The organism is Oceanobacillus alkalisoli (assembly GCF_021556485.1).
In the GTDB taxonomy this organism is placed as follows: Bacteria; Bacillota; Bacilli; order Bacillales; family Amphibacillaceae; genus Oceanobacillus; species Oceanobacillus alkalisoli.
Genome location: NZ_JAKGBW010000024.1, coordinates 32923 through 53768 on the forward strand (window position 1 = coordinate 32923; position 20846 = coordinate 53768).

The window sequence follows — 20846 nt, forward strand, 5'->3', positions numbered from 1 at the left end:
CTTTTTATATTACACTAATGCTGCCCCGTTAGTTTTAAGTGAAAATAATCATAAAATTATGTTGTCACTTATTTATTTTATGAATTCAGTTTACAGTAAAACACTTAATTAAATAAGTCCTTTTACAACGAAACACCCCCTTAGATAAAATCTAAAGGGATAAAACGGTGCAACTTTTTACAAACGGTACGACTTTATTTCAAACCCACTTTTACTTATTTCATTCTTTTAAAGATCAAATTTATCGAGTAACTTCTTCATATTACTTTGCTGTTTATTTTCTCTGGAATCTTTCACTTGTGTTTCATCCCCAGTGATATTTGGAAAGTGTTTAGTTAGATCATCTAGGGAAACATTTTTCTCTTTATGTTCTTCCATATTAATTAGTTTTTCTGTAATGTGATGTTGATTTATTTGGGAGCTTTTTACATCCTTTAAATGTGGATAGATACTTGAAACAACTATATCATTATAGAGTTTCTCATAGTGCTTCGCACGTTTTTCTTGTTTCTTAGCTTCACTTTTTAATGATTCCATTTCGGTAATCGCTTTATCGAATCTTTCTTCTTTTAATTTATAGTCTTTTAGTTCCTTGTAAAAATCATATAACAAAATTTCCAGTTCAAGTAGTTCATTTTTAAGTGCAGGCTTATCATTGCCATACTTTTTAAAGATTAAATCAACACTAGGCAATATTGCATCGATTGACTCTCCTATTGATATGTCCGGAAGGACTGGGTTGTTTAATTCATCAATAAATTCTCTCATTCGACGACTCCATGTGTTTCTTCCCACATTGGTTTCCCTTTCAAGAAAGGAAGGAGTCAGTTTCTTACCATGATGTTTATATTTTGCGTTTAATGCCAACTGCCTTAATTCATCATCTGACCATTCAGCAGGTCGTCCACGACCTTTATTAGTATTTTTTGTCAAACGCCTCAACCTCCATCAAATTCGAGTCAATGATCGTTTTCATATCCATATAAGTTAATAAATTTCTAGATGTTGACTTGAGTAAATCATCATTGCCTCGTATAAATGATTTTGACAGATTAAGCGATAAATCCCTCATTAATTCAATCGATTCCCTAATCTCTTTTTCTAGCTCTATTGAAGAGTCTGCTAGCCAATCCATGGCTTCCTTCTGGTCATTTAATGCTGAGTTAAAAGCAAAATTTGAGCAGTATTTACATGATTCAATACACGTCTCAGGAAAAACAGATTGTTCTTCCATACAATAGCCGAACTTCACTCTACCCACAATCCTATTAAAATCAAATTCATCAGTATTTACTGCTCTACCTCTATCGTAAACATATCTTTTCCAGCCGATAATACCATTGTTCATCTTACTGCTTACATGGCTCTCTAATCTTTTCTGAGCCATACGGTAAACATAGGACTGTGAAAAATGCTCTGCATGTGAATAGTAACTGTATTGACTTCTAATTTCATCATGTCCGGCCATTCGTGCAATTGAGAGCATGTTAAAACCTTGTAGTGCCATGTTAATGATAGCAAAATGTCTAGTGTCAGCAGACTTTATTCTTTCAAGGTCGTACTTTCCATATATTCCTTCAACTATTTCTTCGTAAAAATCTTTTTTTAATAAATCAAAATCTCGTCTGTTAATTCTTTCATTTTTCTTAGGTATCTTTACTTTTCGATACGCAAATAATAATTCTACTGGAAAGAAATATTCTGATTCTGAATCAATAGATTTCAATTGTTGAATAGCGTTTTTAATAAATCTGTATGTCTTTTCATCAATTTCAATAGATTCATACCGATTTTCGCCGCCAGGGGAATTGGCTTTATTCTTTATCCTTGGTACTTTAATTCGATAGGCTGAAAGCTTATTTTCATTAAATTCTAGACAATCCTTTTTTAACGATAAGAACTCTGACGGTCGCATTGGTATAATGTTGGTTAATAACCACCACATCATGATGGGTAAAAACTCTAGTGTTTCATCTGTAGGATACTTTCGAAAATAATCATTTACAACATCGTCAAAAATCATAATATCTTCAAAGTTTGGCAATTCCCTAGTTGTCTTTTTATGCAGTTGTTGATTGTTACAAATATCAATTATTTTATCGGTTTTATTAGTATTATAAAAAGAAACAAATCTTTTTATGTCAATAGACATTTGGTATCCTTGATATGAATACGACTGATTTTGCTTTTCTAAAAGAACTTCTAAATTTTTCAAGTTATTTAATCCATGGCTTTCAAGAATAGCCTTTTTTATTAAGGCTACTTCATTGTATACAGTAATAGGAGTTCTTCCAGATAATAACCTAACAATAGAATACGCTTTTAATGCAAGGTTAAATTCTTGATAGACTTCAATATCAAACTTTATGATAATTAAATGGTCGGATATACTACATGGCAACTCCCAATATATTTGGTCAAATGATCCATATACATGATTGTTCTCAACCAGTTGATTGAACATTTTTTTATATTTATTTAAATCAAAAGTATCATATTTAACATTTTGTTTACTCTCTATTACTTCATTTTCATTAACCGATCCTAGTGCTACTTTTATTTGCATAATACACCTTCTTTCTATCATTCTATTGAAATCTTATGGGCTATAGTTTCTATCTCTTGCCATGTTTCTTTCGTTGGTATATGTGCATTTACTTTTTCATCACCAAATGCGATACGAGCCTCTTTCCAAATTAACAATGCATGCATGAGGAACATTGATTCCTTTTTAATAATCATCTCATTCGTTAAATTCTTTAGGCTATTAATGAGCCTATTTAATTCTTCATTCAATTGAATTAACATTATATTTCCAGGAATTACATATTCGCAGGAAAAACAGTTAGATAATCTTGGGTTTTTACAATTAGGGAAAACGAGACATTGCGCATTTTCATTTTTGGATGGAAGCTTTCCATTTGCCAACTTAGTTATGATCTCTCGAATTTCCTCCTTTGAATACCTTTTTAATTTGGAAATTACAGTTTGCCTTTTCTTGTAGATATTCTGTATAAACGTTTCGATATTATTAGTATTATCTTCTAAATGGATTGGGACTAAGTTATTGTGAGCATACTCTGCCATGTTTTCTAAATGATAAGGAGCGAGATCCTCCCGAATTTTTTCAATAAGATTACTCCTTTCTTCTAAAGTGTCTTGGGCATTTTCAAATTGTGAAACATATAATATTAAGTAATTATATAACCAACCAAAATGTCCTCTTTTAAAAAGATTATATGAAACACGATTGATCGATCCATCTTTATTTGTAGACTGTATATATCTGCTTGTTGAATCGGCTTTTTTATGTGAACGTGAAACCTGGCTCAAATGTAATGCTAGGTCACTATCTTGTCCATCTTCCTCTGTGATAGAATAAAAAAGGTATGTTGCAACGGTTCTGTTCATTTTTAGAGAACTAAATTGAAAATCTGATGCTGACTTCAATCTGTGGAAAAACTTTTTGTGACCAGCTTTTCCTGATGTTTTAATATTATTAAAAACACCTTCTAAAAAAGTCTCTAAAAGCAATTCACTTTCTTCTACTTTCCTGTGCAACTCAGATATTGCTAGTGCATATGCTAGAGGCTCCACTAAATCAGGTGCTACAAGAAATGTTAATAATTCATCAGTTTTACTAGTCCTCTTATTACGAAAATGTAAATACAATTGATTAATAATTAATTGTGAGTCAAAATCCGATAATTTATTTTCAATAAACCAATCCTGTGATGTAATATCAATAGACTCTAAGTCAATAGTGGGTGTATTCATAATTAAATCTTGCCCTCTAATAAAGTCAGTTAATAATAGTATGGTATAAACCCACATATTTGCGTAAGATCTATTGTTAACTGCATACGGTATATGCATTTTCACCATTTTTACATATTGATATAACTCATGGAATAGTTCAGGTGAATAAATATCTTGGTCATTGATTCTGCTTCTATTAGTCGTTACTAAAGCATATTCTACATCTGTATCCATGTTTTTTTGACCGTATACATATCTTAGAAATGGAATAAGCACCTTCTTTTCACCCTTTTTAAAAGGTGATTTTTCATGTAACATGTCTTCAATTCTTTCTGTAGAAATCAAAAATATTTCATTGTTAATTTCGTTAATCATTTTATTGTAAAAACGTTTATATAAGAGCACCCGATCTCTTCGGTAGCTGGCACTGCCATTCATGCTGTTTATTTGTAATAAGCCGTATTCAGTGAATAGTTCTTTAGTTTCGTGTAGATTTTCATCAATCTGAATTGAGTCAATAAATTCCTTCAGTTCGTTATATGCCACTTTAGGGGTAAATTCTATTTTTTTATTTGCTTTCATTCTTTTGCTTTCAAAATCTTTAATGTCTTCCTCAGGTATGAACCAATGCCTACCTGCCTTGAAGGCATTTGGAAATTTATTGTATTTTGTGATTAAAGTACTTATAGAACCTACATGTGCATATCCCAGTCTCTCGGCAGCCTCGTTAACAGTTAAAGTATTTTGTTTAGCCTTAGCTGTTTGTTCTCTCTTTTTTAGATATTCTTCAAAAATTGATTTAGGAACCCACCACCTGCCTCGATATTTGAAAGTGTTTGAAAGGATTCCTTTATTAAATAAATTTGCTGCTTGATGTTTTGTTAGTTTTAACTGCTTTTGTATATCAGAAATACTTAAATGATTTTTTATCTTTGGATCACTTTTTATAGGTATGTATTTCTTATGGTTTTTATTTTTGTTACTAGGTTTTTTATTTTGTTTAAGATAATTTTTCTTCTTACCTACTTCAGCCTTTAGAGTTTCTAAGTCTCTCTTATGTATCCACCACTTACCTTTATATTTAAATGATTTCGGGAGTCTACCATTCTTTAAATAATTTAGGACAGTTGAAACGGATTTGTACCCTAGTATATTAGACGCTTCAATAACATTAACATGGTTTTCAGTGTTGTGTTCTTTCTCATATTTTTCTATATCTCTTATTGGAATCCTCCATCTGGATATATCGTCTTTAAAGGCATTTGGGAAAACACCCTTGCGAATCATTTCAGAAACAAGTGGAGCTGACTTTTTTTCTAACCTTATTGCAGTTTGGGTTGTGTCTAATGTCTCTACCCGTATCTCTTCTATAGATTCTATATCGGTTAACGGAATTCTCCACTTTCCGCGGTATTTAAAGGCATTTGGTAATATAGACCTTTCTATTAATTGGATAACTGAAAAAGTATGATTATAACCAAGCCTATCCATTGCTTGTTTAGTGGTTAAACTGTTGTTCTGAATTTCCATATGTTTATTAATATCACTAAGAGGTATTTTCCATTGTCCACGAAGCTTATATGCGTTTGGAAAGAATTTATTGTGTATTAGATTAATGATAGCTTCTCTGGATTCATAATTTAATAGTTTTGCAGCTTCTTTTGCATTGATGGTTTTATCACTTAATTTCTTTTCAAAACTTTGCACGTCCTTATGAGGAATACACCAGTTTCCTGAGAAATCCTTATAGGCATTTGGAAACTCGTTTTTATTTATCAAATATCTTACGTATGCGATTGAACTAAGATTAAGTTTATTACAAACTTGGTGAACATTTAATGTATTTAATTTTTCTTCTTCAATTATTCTTATATCGACTTCTGGTATCCACCATTTACCGTTGTACTTAAAAGCATTTGGAAATATGGATCTTTTAATTAAGGAAGGGACTCTGCCTTCCTTATACCCTAGACGCTTAGCTGTTTGTTTTATGTCTAGACAATATTTAGTTTTGTTTAACAAAAATTCATAGGCTTGTATATCCTCTAGTGGTATCCTCCACCCCTTACCTGCTTTAAAAGCATTAGGGAATTTACCATTTTTAATCATTGTGCCGATATCATCGCTTCTTTTTATACCTAATCTTTCAGCAACCTGTTTAGTGGTTAAAATTTTTTTCCTGGAAAAATCCATATTTGCTTTCAAATAAATCACTCGTTTCTAGAAATAAGTTTAGGTAAATAATCTTCATGCATATTTGAAAATTTACTTTCAATTTTTTTATGAATTCTTTCTGTAGAAACCATGTATGTTAAAGAAGAATCAATGTTCGAGTCTCCACGAAGATGAGCTATTTCATATGGGTTTTCTGCGTCCTCAGCAATGATGTTTGTGAAGGTTCCACGACCGATATGTGTTGACCACTTCATATACTTAAGATGCTTGGCTATAAGTTTCTGTTCATTATCACCATGATTTTCAAGCAAGTTAATAAAATAATCCTTTGTCTTTTGGAAGTATTGTCGATAACTTCTTTGTGATAAAGCTTTGCCATCCCTGTTTATAAACAATGCATTACTATTATCAATAGGCTTATAAAGTTTTATATGATCTCTGAATAGACTATGCCCCCAATCATTAACTTCGAGTACTCTTTGAGTACGTGCCTTTTTAACAGAGGAGTGTTCCTTCAAATCAGTTCGAAAGTTTTGATTTTGAAGTTTTAATATAAAATCACCTTCCCGCATTCTTCTAGCTACTTGTGTTCTTTTTAAATTCACTACTTCGGAAACTCTAAGACCACCAAAAATCTGGAAGTATAACCCCAAGGCAATAGGTTTAGCGACGGTAATTGCCACTTCCAGTAACAATGGAATGTAACTAATCGGTAATGTGTGTTCAATTTCTTTATTTGTTTTGGTAGGGTACAACGGTTTGAAAGGGGATTCAAAATATGTTCCTAAGTGTGACTCTTTTTTCTCAAAGGCATTCTTGGATACATTGGTAATCACATCGATTTTTACTAACCAGTAATAAAAGTGTGTTAATGTCCTTTCAGCATCTTTTACAGTAGATCTTTTTACACCAGTTAGAGTCAAATCATTTAGATACTGAGTTCCATGTACAATGTTTAAATCACATAATGTTGATATATTTAACTTTTTTCTATTATCGACTAAATAGTTTAGAAACTTAACGACATTATTTGCATGTTTGCGCTGAGTGTTATATTGTTTGTTCTTCCAATTATCAGTGATAAACTGACTAATTGGATGGATAACGTGGATGTCTAAGTCTGTGTTCTTAAGTCCAATGACAGCAAAGTGTTTTTTATCAATGTCTCCATTACTGTGAAACACATAATCAATCCAAATAGAAATTGTACTGAACCTAATGGATTCGTTCTTGTCTAAACTAATAATATTGTTTGCATTCAAACAGTTTTCCTCCCACATTTTATGTGCATTTTATTAATTATTCAATATAGTAGATATGTAATTATGTTAACGATAACAATATTCTAACTTCTGTGCAATAACTATTTGAATTTTTTTCTTATATTCTTTCTACCCCCTAATCCTACAAGATTTATCCCCCTTTATATACCTTTATATATGTGCATTTACATTATGTGCGATATTATGTAGATAAGCTGGACGTGAAGGTGAGCATGTTGCCCGCTGGATCATCGATAAAGCACGAGTCAATAAACCGGTTAAAAGGTTATGGATTTCCTCTGTCACAGATAAAGCAATCCGTGACGGATTCAAGAATCTGCAGCCAGGTGATAAATATATTAATTTATACGACTCCGCGGTTGCTCGCTCTGAAGCAGATTGGTATGTTGGCTTGAACGCAACCCGGGCACTCACAACGAAATTCAATGCTCAGTTATCCACTGGACGGGTGCAGACACCGACACTTGGCATGGTGGCGACGAGAGAAAAAGAAATCAATGAATTTAAACCGAAAACATACTATGGTCTACAGGCGAAAGTTACGGGTGGCGTCACGTATACATGGCGGGATGACAAGAATAATACTCGCATCTTCCAGAAAGAAAAGGCAGACAAACTTTTCCAGTCTTTAAAGGGAGAAACATTAACAATTGACCGAATCGATAAGGCAGCCAAGAAAAAATACGCGCCGCAACTCTATGATTTAACCGAACTGCAGCGTGATGCGAACCGCTTATTCGGATTCTCCGGTAAACAAACCTTATCGATTATGCAAAGTCTTTACGAACGCCATAAAGTTTTGACCTATCCGCGAACCGATTCAAGGGTGATCTCAACGGATATTGTCCCAACCCTGAACGAGCGGCTTGAAGCATGTGGAATCGATCAATACGCAAGCGTTGCCCAGACGATTCTTAGAAAAGGAATTAAAAAACTGCCAAAATCAGTTGTCGATAACGCGAAAGTAAGTGATCACCACGCGATTATTCCTACAGAAGAGCCGGTCTATTTGTCAAATCTCGATGCAAAGGAACGCCGCATTTATGATTTAGTCGTCAAACGGTTCTTAGCTGTCCTAATGGACCCTTATGAATATGAACAAACAACGATTCATGCGAGAATTTCCGAGGAAGCTTTTACAGCAAACGGAAGAATTATTAAAAACCAAGGCTGGAGAACGCTTTACGACCGAAGTTTTGACGAAGATGATTTTGATAATCAGTCTCTTCCAAGTGTAAAACAAGGAGATACATTCACAAACTTCACCCTCAATTTAACGAATGGTGAAACAAAGCCGCCAGAACGATTTACGGAAGGTGCTTTGCTGCAAGCGATGGAAAATCCAGTCCGCTATATGGATGCAGATGAAAAACATTTGGCAGGCACCTTACAAAAATCAGGTGGAATCGGCACGGTCGCAACCCGAGCTGATATTATCGACAAGCTCTTCAACAGTGAATATATGGAGTTAAAGGGCAAACACATTTTCATCACACCAAAGGGTAAACAATTGCTTGATCTCGCTCCAGAAGACTTGCGCTCTCCTGCTTTAACGGCTGAATGGGAACAGAAGTTGAGCCTAATAGCCGACGGAAAACTGAACAAAAATAAATTTATCGCTGAGATCAAAGATTACACGAAAGAAATTATTCAAGAAATCAAAGCAAATGACGCGACATTCAAACATGATAATATTACTGGCACAAAATGTCCGGACTGCGGTAAATTAATGCTTGAAGTGAGAAACAGACACGGGCGCATGCTCGTCTGTCAAGATCGCTCCTGCGGACATAAGAAAAATATCGCCAAACGCACCAATGCCCGCTGTCCGAATTGCCATAAACGGTTGGAACTGCGCGGGGAAGGTGAGGGCCAAATCTTCACCTGTTCTTGCGGACACCGTGAAAAACTTTCTACCTTCAATAAAAGAAAGCAACATGAGAAAAAACATAAAGTATCGAAACGCGATGTCAACAAATACCTTAAAAACCAGGACGACGGCTTTAAAAACAACGCCCTCGCCGAACAGCTCGCAAAACTTAGAGATAAAAAGTAACACAAATGGGACAAAGGCGGAAGCGCCCGTTTAGCAACGTACAAACTGGAGCACTTCGAGGGGGAGATAAAGGAAACATGCCCCTTTAGGGGGTAGACGTGAGTTGGGCCTTGGCTCGTACTTAGTCGGCCTTCCTTTCCTCTTTGAGTTGATGTTGACTTTCACCACAAGGGTATAAGGGCGACTAAGCCTCACAAAGATCAAACGGCTAAGTCTTCTTTATCGATTGAAGAAGTGTGAAGTTTGGGACTGCGCATTGCTCGTCCCACTAAAAGATCTGCTAGTTGCTGGGCGCAGAGCGGACATGGCTAGCGCTAGTAACTTTAGTTATCCACAATTTTTTTATTTTATAGTTACCTATGCAAGGACAAAAGCTCTGACCCCCCATGCCTCGCCGCAACTGGGACAGAGGGTCAGAGCTTTTGTCCCATTAAACCATAAATAAACCCTGTATCGAGTTTTTCCAATACAGGGTTTATTTGAATAACGTATTTATTCACTAGACTCCAGCTTCTCATCTTTATATGCCTCTTTTAAATCGTCTTGCACTGTATTTTTCTCCATCGAAACACCATTTCGGTAAGCCGATCGATTAATAAGTAAAGCACCAAGAGGAGCTGTCATAAAGACAAATAATATCGCCAATAGAATCTTAACATTAAAGATCCCTTCTGGAATAAAATAAATGAAAGCTGCAATCATGAGAGAGATCATTCCAAATGTGGAACTCTTCCCAGCAGCATGAACCCGGCTATACACATCATGCAGCCGTATTACCCCAATCGCACTTAGAAAAGTGAAGAAAGAACCTACGATGAGGAAGAAACTAGTAATGATTTCAGTCGTCGTCAAATACAGCACCCCTTTCAATAAACTTGGACATGGCGACCGTTCCGACAAACGAAAGGATACTTAACACGAGAGCGACTTCAGAATAAGCAATTGTATCCTGCAAGATCATAATAATGCCGATGAAACCGACTAACGTCACACCAAACGCATCAAGTCCGACTATCCGATCACTTACCGTCGGACCAATGAGGATTCGGATTAAAAAGATAAGTAATGAAATCATAATGACGATAAGCACTGTATATACAATAATCGTAAACATTACTTCGTCACCTCCATAATCGCCCGTTCAAAGCTATTATGAATATCTTCTATCATCTCATCCTCATCTGGAACATCGATGGCATGAATATAAATGGTCTTATTATCGGGCGAAAAGTCCATCGAAACCGTTCCCGGTGTAAGCGAGATTAAAGCCGCGAGCAGTGTAATTTCGATCTCCGTATTGAGCTTCGTGCGTACGGCGACAATTCCAGGCTGATGGTCCATCTGCGGCTTTAACACAACTTTCACCATATCGATATTCGCTTTTGTTAGTTCTATGACAAACAAGAAGAATAACTTCACCACAGCCCAAAGCCTTATTTTGCGCAGGTCAACTTTCACCATGAGAAACTTCCTCATCAAGTAAAGAATCAGGATACCAATCAGATAGCCGAATACGAAGCTCGCTGGTGTAAAACTGCTTTGTAAGAACATCCATAGCACTGCGATTAATATATTGAGTAAAATTTGAAATGCCATATTACCTACTCCTTCAGCACAGAGTCAATATAGATTTGTGGGTCCATAATTTGCTCCGCTACCTCTAATGAATATTGGAACATCGGCTCAGCAGCTAGTCCAAGGATGATTGTTAATGCGACAAGCGGTGCGATTGGTGCAAGTAATTTACCAATCTTGATTTTCGCTTGCTCTTCGGTATGTTTCTGTTTACCCCAAAACGCGTAACCAAAGATTTTCATCATCGAGAAGAGGGTTAGTAAACCAACTAATAAAGCTACTCCGGCAATTACATACTGTCCTTCCTGGAAACCAGCAAGTATAATCGGAAACTTACTGAAGAACCCACTAAACGGCGGGATCCCGGCAAGGGAAATAGCACTGATAAAGAAGAGCCAAGCGAGCCATGGATGGGTTTTAAGCAATCCACCCATTTGCTTTAAATCACTTACGCCAGTTACACGCTTAGCCGCTCCTTCAAACAGGAAGAGCGCTGTTTTAACAATCATATGGTGCGCTATGTAATATATCGCTCCCGCAACAGCAAGCGGAGTAAAAATCCCAAGCCCCATCACCATGTAACCGACCTGGCTGATGATGTGATAGGATAAGATTCGCTTAAAATCGAACTGCGAGACGGCTCCAAGTACCCCTAACAACATTGTAAACCCAGCCGCAACGGTAATAATAATTTTATGCGTAAACCCAGCATCATGGTAAAAAATTAACGTAAACACGCGGATAGTTGCATATATTCCAACCTTTGTCAGCAACCCACCGAATAATGCTGCAATTGCTGCAGGCGGTCCGAAGTAGGATTTCGGTAACCAGAAATAAAGCGGGAACAAGGCCCCTTTCGTTGCAAATACAATAAAGAGCATCATCGCAATCGTATTGATCACCCCTGTCTGCTCAAGCTCAGCAATTCGTTCAGACAGATGCGCCATGTTTAGTGTCCCTGTCACCGAATAAAGCCAAGCAATCGCAACAACAAATAATGCAGAGGAGAACACATTGATGATTACGTATTTAAACGACTCACGGAGCTGGTATTTTGTACCACCATGGACAATCAGCCCGTAAGAAGCGAGTAACAACACTTCGAAAAAGACAAACAGGTTGAAAATATCCCCGGTTAAAAATGCACCGTTCACTCCAACAAGCAGAAAGAAGTAAAATGGATAAAAATAAAATCTTTCCCTTTTCGGTGTAATTGTTTTAAAAGCAAAGAATAGACAAGCTGTAGCAATAATAGCCGTCAACAATAGCATCAGAGTCGCAAACATATCAGCGACAAGCACAATTCCAAAAGGTGCTGACCAATTCCCTGCTTCAAGCACGATGATACCATCCATATAAACAAGAACCGTTAAATAGATAGTAAAAAGGAGGAGTGCAATAGATGTTAGTCCACTAATTACACGTTGGAGTTTGTGATGCTTAGCAAATATGAGTAGTATCGCCCCGATAATAAACGGAATGATGATCGGGAGTATAATTATATTATTCATCAGCAGAACCCCTTAATTGATCTAGATCTTCAGTTTTATGTTCTTTATATGTTCGGTATCCCAAGACAAGCAACATCGATGTCACCCCGAATGAAATGACAATCGCTGTCAACACAAGCGCTTGCGGCAAAGGGTCCGTAAAATTCTCCTCTCCAATATTTAAGATTGGCGGTGCACCCCGTTGCAATTCAGACATTGTAATCAAGAGTAGATGCACACCATGTGATATTGTCAATGTACCAAGGATGACCCGTATTAAATTTCTCGATAGCAATAAATAAACACTTACTGTAAAAACAATTCCAATAACGATTGACATTACGATTTCCATTATTCATCATCCCCCGCAATCACTAAAATAATTGACATCGCTGCTCCGACTACAACGAGGTATACTCCTAAGTCAAAGGATAATGCGGTTGTCAATTCCACTTCACCGAAGAATGGAATATGAAAATAATCAAAGAACTGGGTGAGAAATGGATAATCGAATAACATACTTGCAATACCAGTTCCTACCCCAAATAACAAACCGATCCCGATAAGAATCGTGAAATCAAATGGAATTACTTTTTTCATAATTTTTTTATCAAAGGCAAGATACAAAATTAAAAATGCACTTGCCGTCATTAAACCACCAATAAATCCTCCACCCGGGGAGTTATGCCCCGCAAAAAAAAGATAAAAAGAAAAAGCAAAGACGATAATAGTAATATATCGCATGGCTGTTTGGAGCATCATATTGTTTGCCGGGCTTTTCCTCATACGTCTTCACCTTCCTTTAATCTGAGTTTAATAAATGAGATGACCCCGAGTGCGGCAATAGCCAGCACGAGAATCTCAAGCATTGTATCCAATCCACGAAAGTCAACAAGAATAACGTTAACAATGTTGTAACCACCTGCAAGTACTTTCGAGTTTTCAATAAAGTATTCTCGAATCGACGAAAATCCAGTTTCACTACCAAATGCAAAGGCACTAATGGACACTAAGGTAATCATTGCACCAACAGATATCGATACAATCAGATTAACGATTTTCGTAGAGGATTTTATTTTTTCTTTCTTCAGTTTAGGTAAATGAACAAAGACGAGCATGAATAAAATAACGGACACCGTTTCAATGAGCAATTGGGTGAGTGCCAAATCAGGTGCACGGAATATCGTGAACATAATGGCGACAAGATAACCTGCCGCACCTGTTACAATGATTGCTGTCATCCGATTATTGATGAACGGGACAGCGACAATCGATGCAACGAAAGCAATGAGGACAAGCCACATATATGGTTCGACCGGTGATAAATTATCCGTACTCAGCATAAATCCATCGTACTTGAACATCGTATAAAAAATGAGCAGCACCATAAACACACACATATAAACAAAGTAATCCCGTAATCTACCGGTTATTTGCGCTCTTGTAATCACTTGCGAACCTTTAATCAGACCATCATAACCTTGGTCATAGACATAGTTGAAGATATCCTGCTCCGTCTGGTAAAAACCGAACTTAGACCACTTGCTCATCGTACGGTACAGAAGAATCCCGATAAGAAATACACCAATCGTCATCCAGAGTTCCAAATTAAACCCGTGCCAATGCGTGATATATACTTCAAATCGTTCTCCTGCAGATAATATTCCTGGCAGGATGGATTGCATTGCCGGTTCAATAATGGAATATGCCAAGATATGCGGGAACAATCCGAATACAATAACGAGTGTAATTAAAACAATTGGACTGATCAGCATGCCAAATGGTGCTTCACGTACTTTATTGACATTGAGCTTTTCCAATTGGAACTTGCCACGAAATGTTTTAAAAAATAGAATGGCACAATATAGAAACGTGAATATACTCGCAAACCAAGCAATGATCGGAAGGAACATCCCCCACGTATCCAAATTGAAAATTCCGTATTGGGAAGCTTGAACCATCCCTGTAAAAAACAATTCTTTCGACAAGAAACCGTTTAGCGGAGGAATTCCTGCCATCGCAGCAAGGCCGAACAAGGAAATCGTTGCCGTAATCGGCATGAACGTCATCAACCCACCGAGTTTACGAATATCACGCGTTCCCGTTTGATGATCTACAATTCCTGCTGCCATAAATAAACTTCCTTTAAAGGTTGCATGGTTTATTAAATGAAATACCGCAGCAAGAATCGCTGTCGTATAGAGCAGGTTATCACCATCATTAAAGTAATAAGCAGCCGAACCAGCGCCAAGTAGACTCATAATCATTCCAAGCTGACTGACTGTGGAAAATGCCAAAATTGATTTCAAGTCTTTTTGCCGTACTGCTTGAACAGAGCCCCAAATCAATGTAGTAAGCCCTGCCAGTGTAATGATCCAGAACCATGTTGCCCCGCCACCGAAAATTGGAGTTACACGAGCAACGAGATAGATTCCCGCCTTAACCATTGTAGCTGAGTGCAAGTATGCACTGACTGGAGTTGGCGCCTCCATAGCATCGGGCAACCAGATGTGGAATGGAAACTGTGCTGATTTTGTAAATGCACCAAGCAACACGAAGAGCATTGCTGGAATAAACAAGGAGCTTGCCGTGACAAGATCCACATTCGCGATAATTTCCCTAATACTGAACGTCCCAGTCATCACATAAATGAGCGAGAATCCACCAAGCATGCTTAAGCCGCCGAAAACGGTAATAAACATCGACTTTTGTGCTCCATATACCGATTTCTCACGATGGAACCAATAACTGATCAGGAGTGCGGAAGAGATGCTCGTAGCTTCCCAGAATACATAAAGAACAATCAGGTTATCGGATAAGACGACTCCAAGCATCGCACCCATAAATAAGAGAAGATAGACATAAAAGTTATTCAATTTCTCCTTTTTATCTGCTAAATAGTAAATCGAATATAAAACGACAAGCACACCTATACCGGTTATCAATAAGGCAAACAAGAGGCTTAAACCATCCACATATAAGTCAAAGTTTATCCCGAGTGAGGGGACCCAAGGAACATGCTCCGTAACGGTACCCCCGTCCCTTGTTACCGGCAAATAGTTAAAATAATAAATAAAAAGTACGAGCGGCAGAATAAGAACGAACCAACCTGTATGTATTTTTCGGAAATACTTATATAATAATGGAATAAATATTGCTAACAAAAAGGGAGAAATAGTAGCCCAATGTAAGAGTGTCAAATAAATTCCTCCTTTTCTCTAGAAAGCTTTAATAAGTTTTTATCTAGACACCGTATTCTAGTAATTCTAAGATATCGCACTATTCATTTGAGAACGTTCCCTTTAATCCGCTTACTCATACTATTATCCCTACTCACCCTTTCACCTATACCAAATAAAAAAAGAGCCTGAAAAAAGGCATAATTCGCCCTTTGTTGACAGACTCCTCCATGGTGGTGCACTTATCTACTTTTCGATTATTAATAGTTTAACTTACTTTACCAAAAAAATAAAGGTTGAACCGTAAATTTATTCGAAAAACTTTTCTTCACACGCTAAACATATCTCTTTTTGTCGACTAGCAAAGTAAGATGAGTTTGTGCTATGACAGGCTTTGACAAAGTTCTATTTTTGCTTTCCAGTAATCAATTCCCATACAGGTCTTTCGACTATGCCCAGCTCTATGTCATACACAACATTTCCGCGGACGATTGTTTTTGTAACACGGCAGCCAATTTTCCGCCCTTCATAGGCACTATGTTTGTTTTTATAATAAAGATTTTCACGTTCGACTACATATTCGCGGTTCGGATCGATTAAAATAATATCGGCATCCTTCGTAACAGCTAATGCACCCTTATTAGGTAATTGAAATCGTTTGGCCGGATTTGCAGCGATTTGTTTAGCAAATTCATGAACAGGCATGCCACGGTGTTTAACTGCCAAATCAAACATTAAATCAACACTGTTCTGTGCTCCGCTGATTCCGCCCCAGGCTTCAAAGATATTCCCTTCTTTCAGTTCTTCCGTACAAGGCGAGTGGTCAGAAGCAAGCCAGTCGATATTACCAGCCAACAGTTCATCCCACAGCTTTTCTTGATCTCGAGTTCGTCTAAGCGGTGGTTGACACTTGCCCTTGGAACGATTTGCTCTACATCTTCTGCGGTAAGCGCAAAATAATGCGGGCAGGATTCTACCGTCACGTCCATACCACTCTCACGCGCTTTTACAATTCGTTGGATTGCTTCAGAAGAACTGATATGGACAAAGTGAAGCTTACAGCCTGTCTCTTTTGCAAAAAGCAAAGCCCTTTGAACTGCTACCACTTCGGTAAATATCGGCCGGGAATCAACATAATCACCAGACTCGTCCTTCCTTCACGAATCATTTCTACATAACTTGTTGTTCCACCGGCTGCAAGACATGAGTATCGACTATTCCCGGTAAAACAAATTGATTGCTAGCATCAATGATTTCTTCTGTTTCCTCTGTTATATCTTCTGCTATTACAGCAATGGAACCGTCTTTGATTCCGATGTCCACTTGATAAACACCGTCCGTCAATACGACATTTCCATTTTTAATTACGATATCTAGCGCCATTGTCAGTGCTCCTCCTTTTGTTTCTTGGAAAAGCGAATGATACTCCCAAACGCGTGCTTGAGCTTTTGGTTTCCTCTAGCTTAAGCACGCAGGAGCTCTCTGAACTTCCCGCGCTTCCGGTTGATAAGTCAACATCGCCTCACTGCGTTCGGCGTGTTTCCTTTATCTTCCTGCACCGCGATCCAGTTCAGATGCTCCTAAACACGTGCTTTCACTTTTGGTTTGATTTGTGTTCCTGTTTTGCCTTGCATGGCTTGGTCGGCTTGGTCGAGGGAACAGATGATGGCTCGTTGGCCGGTTTGGGCAAATTTGATTGCTGCTTCCATTTTTGGACCCATGCTGCCTGCTGAGAAATGGCCTTCACTTACATATTTATTCGCTTCTTCCAAAGTAACTTCAGTAAGTATCTCTTGTTCAGGTTTCCCGTAATTGATATATACATTATCTACATCGGTTAAAATCATAAACAGATCTGCATTAATTTCTTCTGCTAACTTAAAGGCGCTGCGGTCTTTGTCAATTACAGCATCGATTCCTTCATACGTTCCATCGTCCTGTTTCACAACCGGAACACCGCCACCACCGCTTGCAACGACGATTGTCCCCATCTCTGATAATTGTTGAATGGTGCTAGATCCGATAATCGACTTCGGTTCTGGTGAAGCTACGACTCGTCTCCAACCTCTTCCTGCATCCTCTTTTACCGTCCAGCCTTTGTCAGAAGCCAACTGTTTCGCCTCCTCTTCCGAATAAAAGACACCAATCGGTTTGGAAGGGTCCTCAAAGTCTGGATCAGCACTTGAAACTTCTGTCTGAGTAAGCATGACAGTGACCGGAGTTTCATTATTTAATTTCAGTAATTCATTTCTTAATGCCTGTTCAAGCATATAGCCGATGAATCCTTGAGATTCCGCGCTGCAAATAACTAATGGCATTGCCGGAACAACATGCTTCGCTTCTTCATTTTGCCTTAGAATGTTACCTACTTGGGGACCGTTTCCGTGCGTAACAACAACCGTATGGCCTTGATTAATAATCCTCGCAATAACTTCGGCACTTTTCTGGACATTTTCAAATTGTGTTTCATAAGTTGCTTCCTGCCCTGGTTGTAAGATTGCATTTCCACCTAATGCAATGACAATTCTTTCTCCCATTATGTTTCCTCCTTTACGCCAAGAGACCAAGTAGGATACGAATTTATCTAACAAAATCCGAACTGTGACTCATTGACAACCAATTATTGATTCAACTTTTCACCCTGAGTTTGTTATCAGAGAATTTTCCTTTATGATATAGAATATCATAAATTCCTTTAATGCTTAATCATTTTTTTGATTTTTTAGCTATTGACTGCTAACCAACAATGTGATAGTATTTTAAAAATATTTAAAATCATCCATTACTTTTTTTGAATCTTGGACCTATTTATTAGGCAGGATTCTTTCTGTTTTTTAAGAAGGTAAAAAGATGGGTGGCTAGAAAGGAAGTTTAAAAGATGTGCAAAGATATCGGTAAACATATTCATATCATCCGGGAAGATGAACAGGTTCTCTATACGACAGCATGCCCGAAGTGTTTCGAACAATTATTAAAAAATCCGCAAGTTCTCGAACAACTAAAATCAAAATCATAAGGTGTGTGGAAAATGATATCCGATAATTGGATAAAGAAAGAGAGGTCAATCTGTAGGACCTCTCTTTTTAATGCTTTTACTTAGTTGGTACTTGGCGTAATAATCTCTGTCCGGATGGCTGTTGCGTCTGTATACCGCTCAAGTAATTTGCGATATTCCGCCAACCACTTTTCCAACTCTTCTTGTTCCAGGTGGAAAGCATAGATAACACTTAGGACTTCACGTTTCCCCTCCTGAATCATCGCCCGATTACTGTCGCTCGTTGGATTGCCAAATGCTCCTTCTTCATCAAATAATACGGGCAGGTTTTCAATATTAATGTCAAATTTACCAATCCCATCATAACGTTCTCCAGCTGGTGCCGGACGTAATTCAATTTTCCCGCTTAGTGCCTGATTATCATAAGAACCAATAGAATAACCAGAGCGGATGGAAATTAAATTATTGATTTCCACTACATTATTGATCTTATATAAGCCATTCCCCTTCACAATTCGTCGCAGCATCGCTTCTGATGCATTACGATACTGAGAAGGAGATTTCCCCAACGTTTTATAAGCTTCCCTCGTCTCCTGAATATGCGGAACTTGCGCGATTTCACTCAACTCATAGCGCAAGCCAGTCTCCTCCACCGTCTCATCAAAATAATCGAGCAACCGAGCATCACCCCAGAAATCAAAACCTCCACCATCTCGCCTCCCTTTGGGACAGAGGGTCAGAGTATTTGTCCCATTTTTCCTTCTACTTCATATATTGCCATAACTTTGAGGATGGGGACAAGGGGGGCAGTGTAACTGTCCCACCTGAAACGGGACAAATGCCCTGACCCCTTGTCCCCGCCAATGTTAAGTTTGAATTAATTTTCAGCTGGTTCCGTTGTTAGGAATGGATTGGCATGGTATAGTAATATTTCATTTTAGTATTTGCAGGTGGTGTTATTTGAATGAATAATAGAGAATCAATATTTAAAATCTGGTTAGAAATTTTTCTTGTATCAAGCCGGCTTGGACTCACATCCTTTGGCGGCCCGGTTGCGCATCTAGGTTACTTCCATGAGGAATACATCCGCAGACGGAAATGGATGGATGAAAAAAGTTACGCGGATCTGGTTGCTCTTTGTCAGTTCCTTCCAGGCCCAGCGAGTAGTCAGGTTGGAATCGGAGTCGGCGTCTTGCGTGGAGGTTTTATCGGTGGAATCATATCTTTTCTAGGGTTTACACTGCCTTCTGTTGTCGCACTCATTGTGTTCGCCTCATTCTTGCATACTTTTGGGATAGAAGATGCTGGCTGGATTAATGGATTAAAAATTGTAGCCGTTGTTGTCGTAACGCACGCCATTTTAGGAATGGCAAAAAACTTTACTCCAGATATACAGACAAAAGTAATCGCCTTGTTCGCTTTAATTCTGACATTACTTTTCCATTCCGCATATACGCAAATTGCTGCGATTATTATTGCTGGTCTCGTTGGCTTTATCATTTTCCGAAAAGAAAATACAGGAGAGAAAGAGACAAATATCAATTTCCCGATATCCAAAAGAATGGGAGCTATATGTTTAAGTTTATTTTTCGGTATTCTTTTCCTGCTTCCAGTTGTTCGTGGATTTACTTCAAATCAATGGGTCGAGCTATTTGATGGCTTCTATCGCTCCGGTTCTCTTGTGTTTGGCGGCGGACATGTGGTATTACCACTTCTCGAGCAAGAGTTCGTTCCAACAGGCTGGCTTAGTGAACAGGATTTCCTTGCAGGGTACGGTGCGACACAAGCGGTTCCTGGGCCATTGTTCACATTCGCCGCTTATATTGGCACCGTTATTAGTGGATGGCAGGGTGGACTGTTTGCAACATTTGCGATTTTTTTGCCAGCCTTTCTGCTCATTCTCGGTGCGTTGCCATTTTGGAATTCACTCCGAAAAAATTCAAAAATAAAAGCGGCTTTAATTGGTGTGAATGCTTCTGTGGTAGGTATTCTCCTTTCCGCACTTTACAATCCGATTTGGACAAGCTCTGTTCATGAGCCAGTCGACTTTGCTCTTGTAGCCGTATTATTCAGCATGCTGGCGTATTTCAAACTCCCACCCTGGATTGTCGTCCTCACCGGAGCAATTGGTGGATGGGCCATTAGTTTCCTTTAAGTCTTGTGCGACAATGGGGTCAGAGCAACCGTTCCACTTGAAGTGGGACAAGTGCTCTGTGATATGCTCCCTTTATAGTAGACAGAGAAATAATAAAAGATCTCTACTACTATAAAGGGAGTTTTTATTATGTCTGAGAAAGTAATGAAACACACATTGGATGAAAGGGTTCAAGCTGT

General features: G+C 38.0%; 18 protein-coding genes and 1 pseudogene. 3 read left to right on the forward strand and 16 right to left on the reverse strand.

Annotated elements, in window-relative coordinates; translation table 11 throughout:
- Window positions 1-228: 228 nt before the first annotated feature.
- The 4 genes from LZD48_RS17485 to LZD48_RS17500 are packed head-to-tail and all read right to left on the reverse strand — an operon-like array spanning window position 229 to window position 7196.
- Complete coding sequence (locus tag LZD48_RS17485) at window positions 229-933, reverse strand: hypothetical protein (protein ID WP_235763990.1); 705 nt, start codon at window positions 931-933, stop codon at window positions 229-231.
- Window positions 917-2566: a site-specific integrase gene (locus tag LZD48_RS17490; RefSeq protein WP_235763991.1), complete on the reverse strand. Its 1650-nt coding sequence runs from the start codon at window positions 2564-2566 to the stop codon at window positions 917-919. Before LZD48_RS17490 ends, LZD48_RS17485 begins: the two co-directional genes overlap by 17 nt.
- 17 nt (window positions 2567-2583) lie before the next feature.
- Window positions 2584-5964, reverse strand: coding sequence for a helix-turn-helix domain-containing protein (locus tag LZD48_RS17495; protein WP_235763992.1), 3381 nt, complete (start codon window positions 5962-5964; stop codon window positions 2584-2586).
- Window positions 5965-5969: 5 nt separating this feature from the next.
- Window positions 5970-7196 (reverse strand): tyrosine-type recombinase/integrase, encoded by a 1227-nt coding sequence (locus LZD48_RS17500; RefSeq protein WP_310739860.1) that lies wholly within the window; start codon window positions 7194-7196, stop codon window positions 5970-5972.
- 214 nt (window positions 7197-7410) lie between these two features.
- On the opposite strand from LZD48_RS17500, the pseudogene LZD48_RS17505 reads away from it, so the two are divergent.
- Window positions 7411-9273 (forward strand): annotated as a pseudogene (locus LZD48_RS17505) (DNA topoisomerase III); the annotation flags it as partial.
- A 492-nt stretch (window positions 9274-9765) separates the two neighbouring features.
- On the opposite strand, the gene mnhG reads toward LZD48_RS17505, so the two are convergent.
- The 11 genes from mnhG to arcC form a co-directional block, all read right to left on the reverse strand.
- Window positions 9766-10134, reverse strand: a complete 369-nt coding sequence (mnhG, locus tag LZD48_RS17510) for a monovalent cation/H(+) antiporter subunit G (protein WP_310739861.1) — start codon at window positions 10132-10134, stop codon at window positions 9766-9768.
- Window positions 10112-10387 carry a Na(+)/H(+) antiporter subunit F1 gene (locus tag LZD48_RS17515; protein WP_235763994.1) on the reverse strand — a complete coding sequence of 92 codons (276 nt, stop codon included), beginning with the start codon at window positions 10385-10387 and terminating at the stop codon, window positions 10112-10114. Before LZD48_RS17515 ends, mnhG begins: the two co-directional genes overlap by 23 nt.
- The gene (locus tag LZD48_RS17520) at window positions 10387-10869 is read right to left on the reverse strand and encodes a Na+/H+ antiporter subunit E (RefSeq protein ID WP_235763995.1); all 483 of its coding nucleotides are present in this window, start codon (window positions 10867-10869) and stop codon (window positions 10387-10389) included. Before LZD48_RS17520 ends, LZD48_RS17515 begins: the two co-directional genes overlap by 1 nt.
- 5 nt (window positions 10870-10874) lie before the next feature.
- The gene (locus tag LZD48_RS17525) at window positions 10875-12359 is read right to left on the reverse strand and encodes a Na+/H+ antiporter subunit D (RefSeq protein WP_235763996.1); all 1485 of its coding nucleotides are present in this window, start codon (window positions 12357-12359) and stop codon (window positions 10875-10877) included.
- On the reverse strand, window positions 12352-12690 hold the full coding sequence (locus LZD48_RS17530) for a Na(+)/H(+) antiporter subunit C (protein WP_235763997.1): 339 nt from the start codon (window positions 12688-12690) through the stop codon (window positions 12352-12354). Before LZD48_RS17530 ends, LZD48_RS17525 begins: the two co-directional genes overlap by 8 nt.
- Window positions 12690-13124 carry a Na(+)/H(+) antiporter subunit B gene (locus tag LZD48_RS17535; RefSeq protein ID WP_235763998.1) on the reverse strand — a complete coding sequence of 145 codons (435 nt, stop codon included), beginning with the start codon at window positions 13122-13124 and terminating at the stop codon, window positions 12690-12692. Before LZD48_RS17535 ends, LZD48_RS17530 begins: the two co-directional genes overlap by 1 nt.
- A complete protein-coding gene (locus tag LZD48_RS17540) occupies window positions 13121-15538 on the reverse strand; it encodes a Na+/H+ antiporter subunit A (protein WP_235763999.1) in 2418 nt (805 codons plus the stop codon). Before LZD48_RS17540 ends, LZD48_RS17535 begins: the two co-directional genes overlap by 4 nt.
- A 384-nt stretch (window positions 15539-15922) precedes the next feature.
- Entirely contained in the window at window positions 15923-16372 is a 450-nt protein-coding gene (locus LZD48_RS18955; protein WP_310739862.1) for an amidohydrolase family protein, read from the reverse strand.
- Window positions 16315-16602, reverse strand: coding sequence for a hypothetical protein (locus LZD48_RS18960; protein ID WP_310739863.1), 288 nt, complete (start codon window positions 16600-16602; stop codon window positions 16315-16317). Before LZD48_RS18960 ends, LZD48_RS18955 begins: the two co-directional genes overlap by 58 nt.
- An 85-nt stretch (window positions 16603-16687) precedes the next feature.
- Window positions 16688-16900: a hypothetical protein gene (locus LZD48_RS18965; RefSeq protein ID WP_310739864.1), complete on the reverse strand. Its 213-nt coding sequence runs from the start codon at window positions 16898-16900 to the stop codon at window positions 16688-16690.
- A 197-nt stretch (window positions 16901-17097) separates the two neighbouring features.
- Window positions 17098-18054 carry a carbamate kinase gene (gene arcC, locus LZD48_RS17550; RefSeq protein ID WP_235764000.1) on the reverse strand — a complete coding sequence of 319 codons (957 nt, stop codon included), beginning with the start codon at window positions 18052-18054 and terminating at the stop codon, window positions 17098-17100.
- A 341-nt stretch (window positions 18055-18395) separates the two neighbouring features.
- Between arcC and LZD48_RS17555 the strand changes: the two genes are divergently transcribed.
- Window positions 18396-18533: a hypothetical protein gene (locus LZD48_RS17555; protein WP_235764001.1), complete on the forward strand. Its 138-nt coding sequence runs from the start codon at window positions 18396-18398 to the stop codon at window positions 18531-18533.
- 80 nt (window positions 18534-18613) lie between these two features.
- On the opposite strand, the gene LZD48_RS17560 is transcribed toward LZD48_RS17555, so the two are convergent.
- A complete protein-coding gene (locus LZD48_RS17560) occupies window positions 18614-19189 on the reverse strand; it encodes a B3/B4 domain-containing protein (RefSeq protein ID WP_235764002.1) in 576 nt (191 codons plus the stop codon).
- 287 nt (window positions 19190-19476) lie between these two features.
- Here LZD48_RS17560 and LZD48_RS17565 point away from each other — a divergent pair, with 287 nt between their 5' ends.
- The gene (locus tag LZD48_RS17565) at window positions 19477-20667 is read left to right on the forward strand and encodes a chromate transporter (protein ID WP_235764003.1); all 1191 of its coding nucleotides are present in this window, start codon (window positions 19477-19479) and stop codon (window positions 20665-20667) included.
- Window positions 20668-20846 lie beyond the last annotated feature (179 nt).